The organism is Streptomyces sp. Y7 (assembly GCF_043195415.1).
Classification (GTDB): Bacteria; Actinomycetota; Actinomycetes; order Streptomycetales; family Streptomycetaceae; genus Streptomyces.
In genome coordinates, this window is sequence record NZ_JBIDDQ010000005.1 from 234,387 (window position 1) to 250,160 (window position 15,774).

At 70.8% G+C, this 15,774-nt stretch carries 12 protein-coding genes; 5 read left to right on the forward strand and 7 right to left on the reverse strand.

The annotated features are described in order from the left end of the window. Nucleotides 1–40 precede the first annotated feature (40 nt). Nucleotides 41–1,057 carry a hypothetical protein gene (locus tag ACGFW6_RS16525; RefSeq protein ID WP_393509369.1) on the forward strand — a complete coding sequence of 339 codons (1,017 nt, stop codon included), beginning with the start codon at nt 41–43 and terminating at the stop codon, nt 1,055–1,057. A gap of 83 nt (nt 1,058–1,140) precedes the next feature. Here ACGFW6_RS16525 and ACGFW6_RS16530 read toward each other — a convergent pair whose 3' ends face one another. The 4 genes from ACGFW6_RS16530 to ACGFW6_RS16545 form a co-directional block, all read right to left on the reverse strand. Further along, nucleotides 1,141–3,267: a 3-hydroxyacyl-CoA dehydrogenase NAD-binding domain-containing protein gene (locus ACGFW6_RS16530; protein WP_393509372.1), complete on the reverse strand. Its 2,127-nt coding sequence runs from the start codon at nt 3,265–3,267 to the stop codon at nt 1,141–1,143. Next, complete coding sequence (locus tag ACGFW6_RS16535; protein ID WP_393509375.1) at nt 3,264–4,490, reverse strand: thiolase family protein; 1,227 nt, start codon at nt 4,488–4,490, stop codon at nt 3,264–3,266. The genes ACGFW6_RS16530 and ACGFW6_RS16535 overlap by 4 nt, the downstream gene beginning before the upstream one ends. A 208-nt stretch (nt 4,491–4,698) precedes the next feature. Then, the gene (locus ACGFW6_RS16540) at nt 4,699–5,724 is read right to left on the reverse strand and encodes a LacI family DNA-binding transcriptional regulator (RefSeq protein WP_393509378.1); all 1,026 of its coding nucleotides are present in this window, start codon (nt 5,722–5,724) and stop codon (nt 4,699–4,701) included. Continuing rightward, on the reverse strand, nt 5,721–8,123 hold the full coding sequence (locus ACGFW6_RS16545) for a glycoside hydrolase family 2 protein (RefSeq protein ID WP_393509381.1): 2,403 nt from the start codon (nt 8,121–8,123) through the stop codon (nt 5,721–5,723). The genes ACGFW6_RS16540 and ACGFW6_RS16545 overlap by 4 nt, the downstream gene beginning before the upstream one ends. 158 nt (nt 8,124–8,281) lie before the next feature. Here ACGFW6_RS16545 and ACGFW6_RS16550 point away from each other — a divergent pair, with 158 nt between their 5' ends. The 3 genes from ACGFW6_RS16550 to ACGFW6_RS16560 are packed head-to-tail and all read left to right on the forward strand — an operon-like array spanning nt 8,282 to nt 11,366. Further along, on the forward strand, nt 8,282–9,592 hold the full coding sequence (locus ACGFW6_RS16550; protein WP_393509384.1) for an ABC transporter substrate-binding protein: 1,311 nt from the start codon (nt 8,282–8,284) through the stop codon (nt 9,590–9,592). After that, on the forward strand, nt 9,592–10,539 hold the full coding sequence (locus tag ACGFW6_RS16555; RefSeq protein WP_393509386.1) for a carbohydrate ABC transporter permease: 948 nt from the start codon (nt 9,592–9,594) through the stop codon (nt 10,537–10,539). Before ACGFW6_RS16550 ends, ACGFW6_RS16555 begins: the two co-directional genes overlap by 1 nt. Beyond that, nucleotides 10,536–11,366 (forward strand): carbohydrate ABC transporter permease, encoded by an 831-nt coding sequence (locus ACGFW6_RS16560; protein ID WP_393509389.1) that lies wholly within the window; start codon nt 10,536–10,538, stop codon nt 11,364–11,366. The genes ACGFW6_RS16555 and ACGFW6_RS16560 overlap by 4 nt, the downstream gene beginning before the upstream one ends. A 72-nt stretch (nt 11,367–11,438) precedes the next feature. On the opposite strand, the gene ACGFW6_RS16565 is transcribed toward ACGFW6_RS16560, so the two are convergent. The 3 genes from ACGFW6_RS16565 to ACGFW6_RS16575 form a co-directional block, all read right to left on the reverse strand. Further along, nucleotides 11,439–12,719: an HRDC domain-containing protein gene (locus ACGFW6_RS16565; RefSeq protein ID WP_393509392.1), complete on the reverse strand. Its 1,281-nt coding sequence runs from the start codon at nt 12,717–12,719 to the stop codon at nt 11,439–11,441. A 203-nt stretch (nt 12,720–12,922) separates the two neighbouring features. Then, nucleotides 12,923–13,585, reverse strand: a complete 663-nt coding sequence (locus ACGFW6_RS16570) for a response regulator transcription factor (RefSeq protein WP_030967662.1) — start codon at nt 13,583–13,585, stop codon at nt 12,923–12,925. A gap of 231 nt (nt 13,586–13,816) precedes the next feature. After that, nucleotides 13,817–14,494, reverse strand: coding sequence for a DUF3000 domain-containing protein (locus tag ACGFW6_RS16575; RefSeq protein WP_393509395.1), 678 nt, complete (start codon nt 14,492–14,494; stop codon nt 13,817–13,819). A 104-nt stretch (nt 14,495–14,598) separates the two neighbouring features. Between ACGFW6_RS16575 and hemE the strand changes: the two genes are divergently transcribed. Further along, nucleotides 14,599–15,654, forward strand: coding sequence for a uroporphyrinogen decarboxylase (gene hemE, locus ACGFW6_RS16580; RefSeq protein WP_393509398.1), 1,056 nt, complete (start codon nt 14,599–14,601; stop codon nt 15,652–15,654). Nucleotides 15,655–15,774 lie beyond the last annotated feature (120 nt).

The following is a 15,774-nucleotide window of genomic DNA, read 5'->3' on the forward strand; positions in this document are numbered from 1 at the left end:
CGGGACACGAGGGCGGGCCCGCCCCGCATATGGTGATCCGGTGAACGGCGACTGGCTCATTCGCGGCCGTGACGGCCGCCTCAGCGTCTATCTGCCGACCGAGGACGCCCTCCTGTGCCGGGCGGAACTCGGCCCCGGCGGCCCCTGGGAACCCCCGCGCAAGGTCGGCGGCGACCAGAAGCTGCGCCCCGGCCCCGCGGTCGGCCAGGGCGCCGACGCCTATGCCCACCTGGCCGCCTGGCGGCCCACCAAGGAGGGTGAGGCGGGCCTGGTCCACTCCACCCACTTCCGGCCCCGTCTGGCCCCGCTCGACTGGACGTCCATCGGCCACCCGGACAAGACCGGCGACCGCACCGGCACGCCCGCCGTCACGGTGGACGCCCAGGGGCGGGCGCACGTCTTCGTGCGCAACCGGCAGGGCGGCGTGAGCATGCGCGGCCAGAAGGAGGTGGGCGGCTGGGGCCCCTGGCGCGACCTGAAGGGCGCCGAGGTCGACGACCGACTGGCCGCGGTGACGGGGGAGTCGGGACGGGTCGAGCTGTACGCGGCCGTGCCCGGCGCCCTGCTGCACTGGCGGCAGGAGAAGCCCGGCAGCGTCCCGGTCCTGGAGGAGGCGATGGAGACCCCGGTCCGCCCGGGCACCCTGCACGCCCTGGCCACCTCCGCGGACCACACGACCCTCTTCTACGCCGACGACTCCGGCGACCTGTGCGCCTGGCGCCCCGGCACCAAGCCGGTGACCCTCCTGACGTCCGCCGGTCCCGGCCCGGTGACCGCGATCCGCTGCGAACTCGACGGCCACGACTGCACGTTGCTCGCCCAGCGCTCGGCGAGCGGCCGCGTCGCCTTCGCCGCGTACCCGACGGAACAGGAGGCGGCGGGCGCGTGGTGGACCGAGTCGGGCCCGCAGCTCCCGGCGGACGCGGTGGTCGCGCTGGCGGTGGACGAGGACGGCCGGGTCGTGGCGGCAACGCTGTCACCGTCGAACGACCAACTCCTCCTCACCCGCCGCAAGGACGAGCCGGGGCTGGCCCTGGAGGCGTGGCGGGAGGTCTGACCGACCGCCACGCGCCGCTACGGAGTCCCGCACACGAAAGGGCCCCTGCCGGAGCAGGGGCCCTCACTCGTGTGCGAGTCGTGTTACGCCGGGACCGACGCCACGCCCGGAGCCAGGAACTTCTTGCCGTTCACGCGCTCGGAGACACCCTCGCGGTCCAGGTACGGCGTGATGCCGCCCAGGTGGAAGGGCCAGCCGGCGCCCGTGATCAGGCAGAGGTCGATGTCCTGCGCCTCGGCGACGACACCCTCGTCGAGCATGAGCCCGATCTCCTGGGCGACGGCGTCGAGGACACGGTCGCGGACCTGCTCCTCGGTCAGGACGGAGTCGCCCTGCTTCAGCAGCGCGGCGACCTCGGGGTCCAGCTCCGGCTTGCCGGAGTCGTAGACGTAGAAGCCGCGCTTGCCCGCCTTGACGACGGCCGCGAGGTTCGGGGAGACCGTGAACCGGTCCGGGAAGGCTCGGTTGAGGGTCTCCGAGACGTGCAGGCCGATGGCCGGGCCGACCAGTTCCAGCAGGACCAGCGGGGACATCGGAAGGCCCAGCGGCTCGATCGCCTTCTCGGCGACCGCGACCGGCGTGCCCTCGTCGATGACGTTCTGGATCTCGCCCATGAAGCGGGTGAGGATGCGGTTCACGACGAACGCCGGGGCGTCCTTGGTGAGGACCGCGGTCTTCTTCAGCTTCTTGGCGACGGCGAAGGCCGTGGCCAGCGAGGCGTCGTCGGTCTGCTCGCCGCGGACGATCTCCAGCAGCGGCAGGATCGCGACCGGGTTGAAGAAGTGGAAGCCGACGACCCGCTCGGGGTTCTTCAGCTTCGACGCCATCTCCGAGACGGAGAGGGAGGAGGTGTTCGTCGCGAAGATCGCGTGCGCCGGGGCGACCGCCTCGACCTCCGCGAACACCTGCTGCTTGACGCCGATCTCCTCGAAGACCGCCTCGATGACGAAGTCCGCGTCGGCGAAGCCCTCGGCCTTGTCCAGGACACCGGTCACCAGCGCCTTGAGGCGGTTGGCCTTGTCCTGGTTGACACGGCCCTTGCCGAGCAGCTTGTCGATCTCGGCGTGGACGTAGCCCACACCCTTGTCGACACGCTCCTGGTCGATGTCCGTGAGGACGACCGGGACCTCCAGGCGGCGCAGGAAGAGCAGCGCGAGCTGGGAGGCCATCAGACCGGCGCCGACGACACCGACCTTGGTGACCGGGCGGGCCAGGTTCTTGTCCGGCGCGCCGGCCGGGCGCTTGCCGCGCTTCTGCACCAGGTTGAAGGCGTAGATGCCGGAGCGCAGTTCGCCACCCATGATCAGGTCGGCGAGCGCCTTGTCCTCGGCGTCGTAGCCCTGCTGCAGGTCGCCGTTCTTGGCGGCGGCGATGATGTCGAGGGCGCGGTAGGCGGCCGGAGCGGCGCCGTGCACCTTGGAGTCCGCGATGAAACGGCCCTTGGCGACGGCCTGGTCCCAGCCCTCACCGCGGTCGATCACCGGACGCTCGACCTCGACGTCGCCCTTGAGGACGTTCGCGGTCCAGATCAGCGACTGCTCCAGGAAGTCCGCGCCCTCGAAGATCGCGTCCGCGATACCGAGGTCGAAGACCTGCTGGCCCTTGAGCTGCTTGTTCTGGTTGAGGCTGTTCTCGATGATCACCTGGACGGCCTTGTCGGCGCCGATCAGGTTCGGCAGGATCGTGCAGCCGCCCCAGCCGGGGACCAGGCCGAGGAAGACCTCGGGGAGCGAGAACGCCGGCAGCGCCTTGGAGACGGTGCGGTACTTGCAGTGCAGACCGACCTCGACGCCACCGCCCATCGCGGCACCGTTGTAGTACGCGAAGGTCGGCACGGCGAGGGCCGCGAGGCGCTTGAAGACCTCGTGGCCGCCCTTGCCGATGGCCAGCGCGTCCTTGTGCTCCTTCAGCAGCTCGACGCCCTTGAGGTCGGCGCCGACGGCGAAGATGAACGGCTTGCCGGTGATGCCGACGCCGACGATGTCGCCGGCCGCGGCCTCCGCCTCGACCTGGTCGATGGCGGTGTCGAGGTTGGCCAGCGACTGCGGGCCGAAGGTGGTCGGCTTGGTGTGGTCGAAGCCGTTGTCCAGCGTGATGAGCGCGAAGCGCCCGGCGCCGAACGGCAGGTCGAGGTGGCGTACGTGCGCCGACGTCACGACCTCGTCGGGGAACAGCTCGGCCGCTCCCTTGAGAAGCTCAGCGGTGCTCACTTGTCGCCTCCGGCGTCCTTGTGGTGCGGGTTCTCCCAGATCACCGTGGCGCCCATGCCGAAGCCGACGCACATGGTGGTGAGGCCGTAGCGGACCTCCGGCTGCTCCTCGAACTGGCGGGCCAGCTGCGTCATCAGACGGACGCCGGAGGAGGCGAGCGGGTGGCCGAAGGCGATGGCGCCGCCGTACTGGTTGACGCGCTCGTCGTCGTCCGCGATGCCGTAGTGGTCGAGGAAGGCCAGGACCTGGACGGCGAAGGCCTCGTTGACCTCGAACAGACCGATCTCGGAGATGTCGAGGCCCGCCTTGGCGAGGGCCTTCTCCGTGGCCGGGATCGGGCCGTAGCCCATGACCTCCGGCTCGACGCCCGCGAAGGCGTAGGAGACCAGGCGCATCTTCACCGGGAGGTTGTTCTCGCGGGCGAAGTCCTCGGAGGCGATGAGGGAGGCGGTGGCGCCGTCGTTCAGACCGGCCGCGTTACCGGCGGTGACCCGGCCGTGGACGCGGAAGGGGGTCTTCAGACCGGAGAGGTTCTCCAGCGTGGTGCCCGGGCGCATCGGCTCGTCGGCGGTGACCAGGCCCCAGCCCGTCTCGCCGGCCTCGGGGTTGGTGCGCCGCACGGAGATCGGGACCAGGTCGGCCTGGATCTTGCCGTTGGCGTACGCCTTGGCGGCCTTCTCCTGCGAGCGCACGGCGTACTCGTCGGCGCGCAGCTTGGTGATGTGCGGGTAGCGGTCGTGCAGGTTCTCCGCCGTCATGCCCATGAACAGGGCGGACTCGTCGACCAGCTTCTCGCTGACGAAGCGCGGGTTGGGGTCCACGCCCTCGCCCATCGGGTGGCGGCCCATGTGCTCGACACCACCGGCGATGGCGATGTCGTAGGCACCGAAGGCGACCGAACCGGCGACCGAGGTGACGGCGGTCAGGGCGCCGGCGCACATACGGTCGATGGAGTAGCCGGGCACCGACTGGGGCAGACCGGCGAGGATGCCGGCGGTGCGGCCGATGGTCAGGCCCTGGTCGCCGATCTGCGTGGTCGCGGCGATGGCGACCTCGTCGATCTGCTTCGCGTCGAGACCGGGGTTGCGGCGCAGCAGCTCCCGGATCGCCTTCACGACGAGGTCGTCGGCGCGGGTCTCGTGGTAGATGCCCTTCGGGCCCGCCTTGCCGAACGGGGTGCGGACGCCGTCGACGAAGACGACGTCCCTGACGGTACGAGGCACGATGGCTCTCCTCCAGAGGTGCGGGATCTGCACTGCTGCGGCACGCAAGCGCTGAGCGCGCGCTCAGGCTCATGCTACTTATGAGTAACGTAGCTGCACAGTCCTGGAGGATGGAGCGGCGAAGGTCACACTCGATCGGGGGTCGGAGCCACGCCGCCCAGGGGCGCGGGGAACTGCGTGACCAGCCCCCATGCGCCCGCACGAGACCTCACCGAGGCGGAGCCGTGGACCCCCTGGGAGTCAGCACGGGGGTGGGCACCGGATGCGACCCCGCCCCGTCCCCCATGATCACCCCGAACAGGGTCCGGGCCACCTCCGCCCCGAACCCGTGCACGTCATGGCTCATCGCCGACAGCGTCGGATGCGTCAGCCGGCACAGCTGCGAGTCGTCCCACGCCAGCAGAGACACGTCCTCCGGCACCCGCAGCCCCATCTCCGCCGCCACCGCCAGCCCCGCCACCGCCATGATGTCGTTGTCGTACACGATCGCCGTGGGCCGGTCCTCCGGTGCCGCGGCGAGCAGCGACCGGGTCGCCCGCGCCCCCGCGTCGCCCGAGAAGTCCGTCGCGACCTGCCACGCCCCCGCCAGCGCCAGCGCACCCGCGGCCTCGTCGAACGCGGCCGTACGGATGGCCGTGTGCCCGAGTGCCGCCGCCCCGCCCACCCGCGCGATCCGCCGGTGCCCGAGCGCGGCCAGATACCGCACGGCCTCCGTCACGGCGGTGGCGTCGTCCGTCCACACCGACGTCAGTCCGCCGGTCAGCGAGGGGTGTCCGACCGCGACCACCGGCATCCCGAGCCGCTCGACCGTCGCCGGCCTGGGGTCGTCCGCCCGGAAGTCGACCAGGATCGACCCGCCGATCTGCCGCCCGCGCCACCAGGTGTCCTGCAGCCCGGCCTCCTCCTCCACGGTCCGCACCAGCCGCAGCAGCAGCGAGCAGGAGTGCTCGGTCAGCACGCTCTCCACGCCCGAGACGAACTCCATGTAGAACGGCTCGAGCCCGAGCAGCCGGGCCGGCCGGCAGATCGCCAGCCCCACCACGTCCACCCGCGACCCGGCCAGCGTCCGCGCCGTGAGGTTCGGCGCCCAGCCGAGCTCCCGCGCGGCCCGGAAGATCCGGTCCCGGGTCGCCTCGGACAGACCGGGCTTGTGGTTGAAGGCGAGGGAGACGGCACCTTTGGACACACCGGCACGCGCGGCGACGTCCTTGATGGTGACGCGCGAGGTCGTCATCGGGAGGGCTCCATGCAGTACAGGGCGGACCGGGCGGCGGCCGCGTCAGGAGTCTCCCAGCCACTCACCCCGATGGTCACCTCCTCGCCCGGCAGCAACGTCACCAGCCCCCGGTCGGCCCGGGCGTCCGGGTGCAGCCGATCGGCCTGGAGCAGCAGGTCCCGTACCAGGGTGCGGGCCGTGACCAGCACCCCGCCCGGCACGAGGGCGACGTCGAACTCCGGCCGGGGATACGGTACTTCGCGATCCGGCGCGGGAAAGTGCACGGCACGTGAACCGTCCGCGTCCGCCACGAGGAACTCCTTCGGCCCGACGGGTTCCAGCTCCTTCGGCACGCCGAGCCGGGCCACCGCACGCCGCCCGGCGCCGAAGTCCACACGCGTCTCGCCGAGCACCGTCCCCTCGACCGACATCCGCCGCAGCCGTGCCGTACCGGTCCAGGCCCGGGCGGCCTGGTTGACGACGGCCAGCTCCAGCCCCCGCTCCCGCTCCCCCAGCGTCAGCAGCCGGTCCGCGTACAGCCGCCGCAGCTCGTGGTAGAGCGGCTTCTCCCGCCCGTCCCCGTCGATCGCCGCCCAGGAGGTCACCGGCCAGCAGTCGTTGAGCTGCCAGACGACCGTCCCCGCGCACACCGGCCACCGCGACCGCCAGTGCTCGATCCCGGCCGCGACGGCCCGCGCCTGATTGACCTGGGTGAGGTAGTGCCACCGGTCGAAGTCCCGCGCGGAGCCGTTCTCGGCGCCCTGCTCGGCCAGGGCGAAATGCCGCTCCAGCCCCCGCCTCAGCTTCCCGTTCCCGTCGTCCGCCTTCTGGTGGTGCAGCATCCCGGGGGAGTCCGGCGCGAGCTTTTCACCCGGCAGCGCCCGCCGCAGCGTGGCGTACGCGGGCGGCGCCTGCCAGCCGAACTCGGCCACGAAGCGCGGCACGCTCAGCCGGTAGTCGGCGTAGTCCCGCCGGTTCCACACCTCCCAGGAGTGGTGCGTGCCATGAGCGGGATCGTTCGGATGCCGGTCCCACGTCCCGGACCAGGGGCTGCCCGCCGTGTACGGCCGCGTCGGATCCAGCTCGGCCACCACCCGCGGCAGGACGCCCAGGTAGTACCCCTCGCCCCAGGAGTCCCCGGCCAGCCGTGGCTCCCAGCCCCAGTCCCGGAACCCCCACAGGTTCTCGTTGTTGCCGTTCCACAGCACCAGCGAGGGGTGCGGCATCAGCCGTACGACGTTCTCGCGGGCCTCGGCCTCCACCTCCCCGCGCAACGGCTGCTCCTCCGGGTAGGCCGCGCACGCGAACGGGAAGTCCTGCCACACCAGCAGCCCCAGTTCGTCGCAGGCGTCGTAGAAGTCCTCGCTCTCGTAGATCCCGCCGCCCCAGACCCGTACGAGATCCACGCCCGCGCCGGCGGCCTGCCGCAGCCGGGTGCGGTACCGCTCGCGGGTCACCCGGGACGGGAACACGTCGTCCGGGATCCAGTTGACGCCCCGCGCGAAGAGCCGCTCGCCGTTGACGACGAGGGTGAAGCCGGTGCCGTGCTCGTCCGCGGAGCGATCGAGCCCGACGGTCCGGAAGCCGATCCGGCGCCGCCACGCATCCAGTGCGGCATCCCCGTGCAGCAGCCGCAACTCGACGTCGTACAGGGGCTGTTCGCCGTAACCGCGCGGCCACCACAGCCGTACGTCCGGCACGGTCAGCCGTACGGTCCCCTCCGTCCCGTCGATCTCGGCCCGCGCCCGCACGCCCGCGACCGTCGCCTCGATCGTGAGCGGCGCCTCGACCCGGGTCCGCTCCACGTCGACCGCCAACTCGACCTGCCCGGTGCCCTGTTCGACCCGCACGACGGGCCGCACGCGCGCGATCCGTGCCGTCGACCAGTGCTCCAGCCGAACCGGCCGCCAGATCCCGGCGGTCACCAGGGTCGGCCCCCAGTCCCAGCCGAAGGAGCAGGCCATCTTGCGGAGGTACTGGTAGGGCTCGGCATAGGCGGCGGGCCGCTCGCCCAGCCTGCCGCGCATGGCCTCCGCCTCGGCGTACGCGGAGGCGAAACGCACCGCCAGCCGCCCGCTCAGGCCCGTGACGTCGAAGCGGTACGAGCGGTGCATGTTCCGCACCCGGCCGAGGACCCGGCCGTCGAGCAGGATCTCGGCGACGGTGTCGAGCCCGTCGAAGACGAGGTCGCTCTGCTCATGGGCGGAGGCGGCGTCCAGATCGGTCTCGTACGTCCAGTCCCGTCGCCCCACCCACGCCACCTCGGTCTCGGCCCGCCCGAGAAAGGGGTCCGGGATCACTCCGGCGGCCAGCAGGTCGGTGTGCACACAGCCCGGCACGGCGGCCGGCAGCGCGGCGGCCGCGCCCTCGGGGTGTCGCAGGATCCATCCGTCGGTGAGTGGTGTCGCCTGAAGCATGCGCGCACTCCTAAACCGATTCATCCCAGTACTGGGAAACAGTTTGGCATCGTTGGCGAGATAGGGACTTTACCGGTTAAGAAAACGTTGTCAGAGTTCCGAACCAGCCAACCCGCACATGCTCGTCCTCGTCCGTCCCCAGAACGGAGCTGACGCACATGAACCGCCGTACAGTCCTCGCCATCGCCACAGCAGCCCTGATGCTCTCGGCGTGCACCGGCACCGGAGGAAGCTCGAAGGGCGCGGAGGCCAAGGCGCCCGACGACCCGTCAGAGGTGAGCGGCACCATCACGGTCCTCACCCATCGCACCGACCTCGTCCAGGACGGAACGATGAAGGCGTACGCCGACGAGTTCGGCAGGACGTACCCGAAGGTGAAGGTCGAGTTCGACGCCGTCACCGACTACGAGGGCGAAGTCAAGATCCGTATGAACACGGAGAACTACGGCGACGTCCTCATGATCCCCGGCGTGATCGAGAAGAAGGACTACCCGAGGTTCTTCGCCTCCCTCGGCACCCCGGCCGAGCGGAGCAAGAAGTACCGCTTCACCGACTACACCACCGTCGACGGCAAGGTCTACGGCCAGAGCCCGCTCGGTGCCGTCCCCGGGTTCATCTACAACAAGAAGGTCTGGCAGCGGGCCGGCGTCACCGACTGGCCCACCACGCCGGACGAGTTCCTCGACGACCTGAAGGCCATCAGGTCCAGGACCGACGCCGTCCCGTACTACACCAACTTCAAGGACATGTGGCCGCTCACCCAGTGGACCCAGGTCAACGGCTCGGTCAGCTGCGACGAACAGGCCACGACCAGGCTCGCCGAGGGCGACCCGTGGGCCGAGGGCGCGGACCTGCGCACCGCCGACACCCTGCTGTACGACATCGTGCGCGAGGGCCTGATCGAGAAGGACCCCACGACCACCAACTGGGAGGCGTCCAAGCCCCGTGTCGCCAAGGGCGAGATCGCCACGATGTGGCTCGGCTCCTGGGCGGTCATCCAGATGCGGGGCGCGGCGGAGCAGGCCGGCGCCGACCCGGACGACATCGGGTTCATGCCGTTCCCGGCGCAGAAGGACGGAAGGTTCTGCGCGGTCGCCCTGCCCGACTACAACCAGGCCGTCAACATCCACTCCGAGCACAAGGAGGCGGCCCGCGCCTGGCTCGACTGGTTCACCGACAAGTCCGGCTACGCGGCGGACAACCTGGCGCTGTCCCCGCTCAAGGACGCCCCGCTGCCCGACGTCCTCGCGCCCTACGAGGAGCGGGGAGTCGAGCTCCTCGACCTCGACGACACCAAGGGCGCCGAGGTGAAGTCCATCGACAACCGGTCCGAAGTGGGCATCAACAAGCCGGACTACCGCCAGGACCTGGTCGACCTCGCGCGCGGCGCCACCAAGGGCAGCCTGGAGGACTTCCTGGCCGGCCTCGCGAAGAAGTGGACCGACACGCAAGCGTCCCTGGGGTCCTGATGACGGACACGACCGAGAAGGCGGCCGTCCAGCCCGCCCCCGGGCCCCCGGTGCCCGGACCGGCCCCCGCCCCGCGCCCGGCACGGCTGTGGCGAGGGGCCACCCCCTGGCTGTTTCTGCTCGCGCCGCTGGCCCTGCTGATCGTCTTCACCTGTGCGCCGATCGCCAACATGGTGGCGTACAGCTTCACCGACTGGGACGGCGTGAGCCCCGAGCTGCACTACACGGGCACCGGGAACTACACCGAACTCCTCACCCGCCCCGACCTGTTCGAGGTGTTCTGGGTCAGCGGCTACTACCTGGCCGCCTCCGTGGTCCAGATCGTCGCCGCCCTGTACTTCGCCACGATCCTGAGCTTCGACGTCCGCTTCCGGAACTTCTTCAAGGGCGTGCTGTTCTTCCCGTATCTGATCAACGGCGTCGCGATCGGCTTCGTCTTCCTGTACTTCTTCCAGGACGGCGGCACCCTCGACTCGGTGCTGAGCCTGTTCGGCGTGCACACGGACCGGGCCTGGCTCGGCACCCCGGCCTCCGCGAACACCTCGCTCGCGGCGGTGTCCGTCTGGCGCTACCTGGGCCTGAACTTCGTCCTCTTCCTCGGCGCGATCCAGTCGATCCCGGGGGAGCTGTACGAGGCGGCCGAACTGGACGGCGCGAACCGCTGGCAGCAGTTCCGCCACATCATCGCGCCCGGCATCAAGCCGGTGCTGTCCCTGACCGTGATCCTGTCGGTCTCGGGCTCGCTGTCGGTCTTCGAGATCCCGTACATCATGACCGGCGGGGCGACCGGCACCGAGACCTTCGTGATCCAGACCGTGAAGCTGGCCTTCCAGTTCAACAGGACGGGGCTCGCCTCGGCGGCCGCTGTCGCGCTGCTGCTGATCGTCCTGGCGGTCACCTGGGTACAGCGGCGCCTCGTCCCCGACGACAAGGCGGACCTCGTATGACGCGCCGTACCGCAGCCCGCGCCCTGATGTACGGGTCGCTGATCGCCGCGACGGTGGTGGTCCTGCTCCCACTGGCGGCCGTGGTTCTGACGTCCCTCAAGTCGGAGCGGGAGATGGCGAACGGCAGCGGGGCCCTGGACCTCCCCGCCGACCTGCTGAACTTCTCCAACTACGCGACGGCGTTCCAGGACGGCCGTATGCTCTCGGCCTTCGCCAACACGGCGGTCATCCTGCTCCTCGCCATCGGCGGCACGGTCCTGATCGGCTCGATGACGGCGTACGCCATCGACCGCTTCACGTTCCGCTTCAAGAAACTGGTCGTGGCCCTGTTCCTGGTCGCCGCGCTGGTCCCCGGCGTCACGACCCAGGTGGCGACCTTCCAGATCGTCGACAGCCTCGGCATGTTCGACAGTCTCTGGGCGCCGATCGCCCTCTACATGGGCACCGACATCGTGTCGATCTACATCTTCCTCCAGTTCGTCCGCTCCATCCCGGTCTCCCTGGACGAGGCGGCCCGCCTGGACGGCGCCAACGCCTTCACGGTCTACCGCCGGATCATCTTCCCCCTGCTGAAGCCGGCCATCGCGACGGTGGTGATCGTCAAGGGCATCACCACCTACAACGACTTCTACATTCCGTTTCTGTACATGCCCTCGGAAGATCTTGGCGTGATCTCGACGTCGCTGTTCCGCTTCAAGGGCCCGTTCGGCGCCCACTGGGAAACGATCTCGGCAGGAGCGGTCCTGGTGATCCTGCCGACACTGATCGTCTTCCTGCTCCTGCAGCGGTTCATCTACAACGGCTTCACGAAGGGAGCGACCAGGTAGGCGCCCCGTCCGAACCGCGCGAGCGGCCACAGGTGCCCGCGGTCGCCGTACCGGGAGAACCGGTGACGGCGACTAGGCGGACAACGCGGCCACCAGGACCGGCGTGACCTGCTCGACCTGCCACGGCCGCGCGCCGTGGCCGGCGAGCGCCTCCGCGACCGTCTCCGCGCTCACTTCCTTCGGCGGCTCCCAGCAGACCCGCCGCACGGTGTCCGGGGTGATCAGGTTCTCCTGCGGCATGTTGAGCTGCTCGGCCAGCACCGAGACCGCGGCCCGGGCGGCGGCGAGCCGGGCCGCGGCGGCCGGGTCCTTGTCCGCCCACGCCCGCGGCGGCGGCGGACCCGCGACGGGCTGGCCGGGCGCCGGAAGCTGCGCCTCGGTCAGGGCCTTCGCACGGTCGACCGCGGCCTGCCACTGCTCCAGCTGCCGTCGGCCCATCCGGTGCCCGAAGCCGTTGAGCGCGGACAGGGCGTGCACAGTGGCCGGCAGGGCGAGCGCCGCCTCGACGATGGCCGCGTCGCTGAGCACCTTGCCCGGCGAGACGTCCCGCTTCTGCGCGATCCGGTCCCGTGTCTGCCACAGCTCCCGCACGACACCGAGCTGCCGCCGTCTGCGCACCTTGTGCATCCCGGAGGTGCGCCGCCAGGGGTCCTTGCGCGGCTCGGCGGGCGGCGCGGACGCGATCGCGTCGAACTCCTGCCGCGCCCACTCCAGCTTCCCCTGCCGGTCGAGGTCCTTCTCCAGGGCGTCGCGCAGGTCCACGAGCAGCTCGACGTCCAGCGTCGCGTACCGCAGCCAGGGCTCCGGCAGCGGGCGGGTCGACCAGTCGACGGCCGAGTGGCCCTTCTCCAGGACGAAGCCGAGCACGCTCTCGACCATCGCGCCGAGACCGACCCTGGGGAAGCCGGCGAGGCGTCCGGCCAGCTCGGTGTCGAACAGCCGGGTCGGCACCATGCCTATCTCACGCAGACAGGGCAGATCCTGGGTGGCGGCGTGCAGCACCCACTCCACTCCGGCCAGCGCCTCGCCGAGGCCGGACAGGTCGGGACAGGCCACGGGGTCGATCAGCGCGGACCCCGCGCCCGCGCGACGCAGCTGCACCAGATAGGCGCGCTGGCCGTAGCGGTAGCCGGAGGCGCGTTCGGCGTCGACGGCGACGGGGCCCGAGCCCGCGGCGAAGGCGGCGATCACCTCGGCGAGCGCGGCCTCGTCGGCGATCACGGGCGGAATGCCCTCGCGGGGCTCCAGCAAAGGGATCGGCGCCTCCGTAACAGAAGATCCGTCGTCTTCCGGAGGGGCGCCTCCGGTGGTTCGCAGTGAACTGTCTGCTGCGGTTTCTTGGGCGTCGGTCACATGTCAAGGGTATCTGTGTATGGACAGCGCCCGCCGACGGAACGTTCCGTCGGCGGGCGCTCAAGGGTCGTAAACCAGTCAGTCAAGTGAAGGATCCGGCTCACGACGGACAGGGGACGAGACGGGGATCAGCGGCCGATCCCGTTCACGTCAGTGAATGATCAAGCGTTGAATCGATGGCGGCAGGGCTCGATGGGGTGGGCTCAGTGGATGATGCCGGTGCGCAGCGCCACGGCGACCATACCGGCGCGGTCTCCGGTGCCGAGCTTGCGGGCGATGCGGGCGAGGTGGCTCTTGACGGTCAGGGCGGACAGGCCCATCGAGACGCCGATCGCCTTGTTCGACTGGCCCTCCGCCACCAGCCGCAGTACCTCGACCTCACGGCCGGACAGCTCGCGGTAGCCGCCCGGGTGGCTCGGGGCACCCGGGTGGCGACGGTGCATACGGGCGGCGGCGGCGCCGATGGGGGCAGCACCGGGCCGGGTGGGGAGCCCGACGTTGGTGCGGGTACCGGTGACGACGTAGCCCTTCACACCGCCGGCGAGGGCGTTGCGTACGGCACCGATGTCGTCGGCGGCGGACAGGGCGAGGCCGTTCGGCCAGCCCGCGGCGCGGGTCTCCGACAGCAGGGTGAGGCCGGAGCCGTCGGGAAGGTGGACGTCGGCGACACAGATGTCGCGGGGGTTGCCGACGCGGGGACGGGCCTCCGCGATGGACGAGGCCTCGATGACATCGCGCACACCGAGAGCCCAGAGATGACGGGTGACGGTGGAGCGGACGCGGGGGTCGGCCACGACCACCATGGCGGTCGGCTTGTTCGGGCGGTAGGCGACCAGGCTTGCGGGCTGCTCGAGGAGAACGGACACCGGGCCTCCTGGGGTGCGGGGACGGCTTTCAAGGTCACAGTCGTCTTCGGCACCAAACCTCTGGCCCTTTAGGGAAAGATCACGATTTAGTGAGTAACAATTGGGGCAATTCAGACACGTGGTCGATCGTTCGGTGAAGGAATCGCATCGACCATGGACTGTTTCCTGACCGAAAGTGGCCGTATCGACAAAGTGACGGTCAAGCGTCCGGCCGTCGGATGCCGTGCGGGCTCACCGGGACTGCGGGTCGCGGCGCTGCGGCAGGGTCACCACCGACGCGTCCCCGGGACCGGCCGGCGGCAGACCCGCGATCTGGGCCAGCAGATCGCACCAGGACGCCAGATGCGCCGCGGTGTCCGGGACTCCGCCCAGGCCCTCACGCGGGGTCCAGGAGGCACGGATCTCGATCTGCGAGGCCGCCGGCCGCTCGGACAGGCCACCGAAGTAGTGGGAGCTCGCGCGCGTGACGGTGCCGCTCGGCTCGCCGTACGACAGCCCGCGCGCCTGGAACGCGCCGGTCAGCCAGGACCAGCACACCTCGGGCAGCAGCGGGTCGGCGGCCATCTCCGGCTCCAGCTCCGCGCGCACCAGCGTCACCAGCCGGAAGGCGCCCCGCCAGGCGTCGTGGCCCGCCGGGTCGTGCAGCAGCACCAGCCGGCCGTCGGCCAGGTCCTGGTCGCCGTCGACGACGGCCGCCTCCAGGGCGTACGCGTACGGGGCGAGCCGCTGGGGCGCCTTGGTCTGCTCGACCTCGATCTGCGGCCGCAGCCGACTCGCCCGCAGTGCCTCGACAGCGGCACGGAAAGCCGCTGGAGCCGTACTGTGCGCATGCCGGTCCCCCTCCCCGGCCTCCTTCGCGTCATCCGTTCCGCCCGTACCGTCCGACAGTCTTCCCTGAGCCGCAGCCATGCCGGGAAGATTAAGGGGAACGACGGCTTCGTGCAGGGAGGGACACCCGGACAACACGGCAACCCCGGCGCTCGGGCCGTCGCGGCCGTGCGAGACTTGCCCCCGTGAGTGCCAACCAGACGCCGCCGTCAGCCACGTACGAGTCCGCCTTCCTGAAGGCGTGCAGGCGCGAGCCCGTGCCGCACACGCCGGTGTGGTTCATGCGGCAGGCCGGGCGCTCGCTCCCCGAGTACCGCAAGGTGCGCGAGGGCATCGGCATGCTGGACTCCTGCATGCGGCCCGAGCTGGTCACCGAGATCACCCTCCAGCCCGTGCGCAGGCACGACGTGGACGCGGCGATCTACTTCAGCGACATCGTCGTGCCGCTCAAGGCCATCGGCATCGACCTGGACATCAAGCCCGGCGTCGGCCCGGTCGTCGAGCGGCCCATCCGCACCCGCGCCGACCTCGCCCAGCTGCGCGACCTCACGCCCGAGGACGTCTCCTACGTCACCGAGGCCATCGGCCTGCTCACCGCCGAGCTCGGCGCCACCCCGCTCATCGGATTCGCCGGCGCGCCTTTCACCCTCGCGAGTTACCTCGTCGAGGGCGGTCCGTCCCGCACGTACGAGAACGCCAAGGCGATGATGTACGGCGACCCGGAGCTGTGGGCCGACCTGCTCGACCGCCTCGCCGACATCACCGCGGCCTTCCTCAAGGTGCAGATCGAGGCCGGCGCCTCCGCCGTCCAGCTCTTCGACTCCTGGGCCGGCGCCCTCGCGCCCGCCGACTACCGCCGCTCGGTGATGCCCGCCTCCGCGAAGGTCTTCGACGCCGTCGCCGGCTACGGCGTCCCGCGCATCCACTTCGGTGTCGGCACCGGTGAGCTGCTGAAGCTCATGGGCGAGGCCGGCGCGGACGTCGTCGGCGTCGACTGGCGCGTTCCGCTCGACGAGGCCGCCCGCCGGGTCGGCCCCGGCAAGGCGCTCCAGGGCAACCTCGACCCGACCGTCCTGTTCGCCACCCCCGAGGCGGTCGAGACCAAGACCCGCGAGGTGCTGGACGCCGCGGCCGGCCTGGAGGGCCACGTCTTCAACCTCGGCCACGGCGTCATGCCGTCCACCGACCCGGACGCCCTGACCCGGCTGGTCGAGTACGTCCACACGCGGACCGCCCGCTGAGAAGCGCTCGCCACCGCACTCCGTAGCGTCGTCGGTCCTGCTGCCGCGCGAGCACCTCAACGAATGGTGGATGCGGCGGCCCGCCGCGGGTCAACCAATGGTGGAGTGCGGAAATACATC

Bases quoted from the DNA above. Each gene is read 5' to 3' on its own strand.
- ACGFW6_RS16555 (WP_393509386.1), top strand. From the start codon at position 9,592: ATGACGGACACGACCGAGAAGGCGGCCGTCCAGCCCGCCCCCGGGCCC.
- ACGFW6_RS16550 (WP_393509384.1), top strand. From the start codon at position 8,282: ATGAACCGCCGTACAGTCCTCGCCATCGCCACAGCAGCCCTGATGCTC.
- ACGFW6_RS16540 (WP_393509378.1), bottom strand. From the start codon at position 5,724: ATGACGACCTCGCGCGTCACCATCAAGGACGTCGCCGCGCGTGCCGGT.
- ACGFW6_RS16545 (WP_393509381.1), bottom strand. From the start codon at position 8,123: ATGCTTCAGGCGACACCACTCACCGACGGATGGATCCTGCGACACCCC.
- ACGFW6_RS16560 (WP_393509389.1), top strand. From the start codon at position 10,536: ATGACGCGCCGTACCGCAGCCCGCGCCCTGATGTACGGGTCGCTGATC.
- ACGFW6_RS16575 (WP_393509395.1), bottom strand. From the start codon at position 14,494: ATGGCTGCGGCTCAGGGAAGACTGTCGGACGGTACGGGCGGAACGGAT.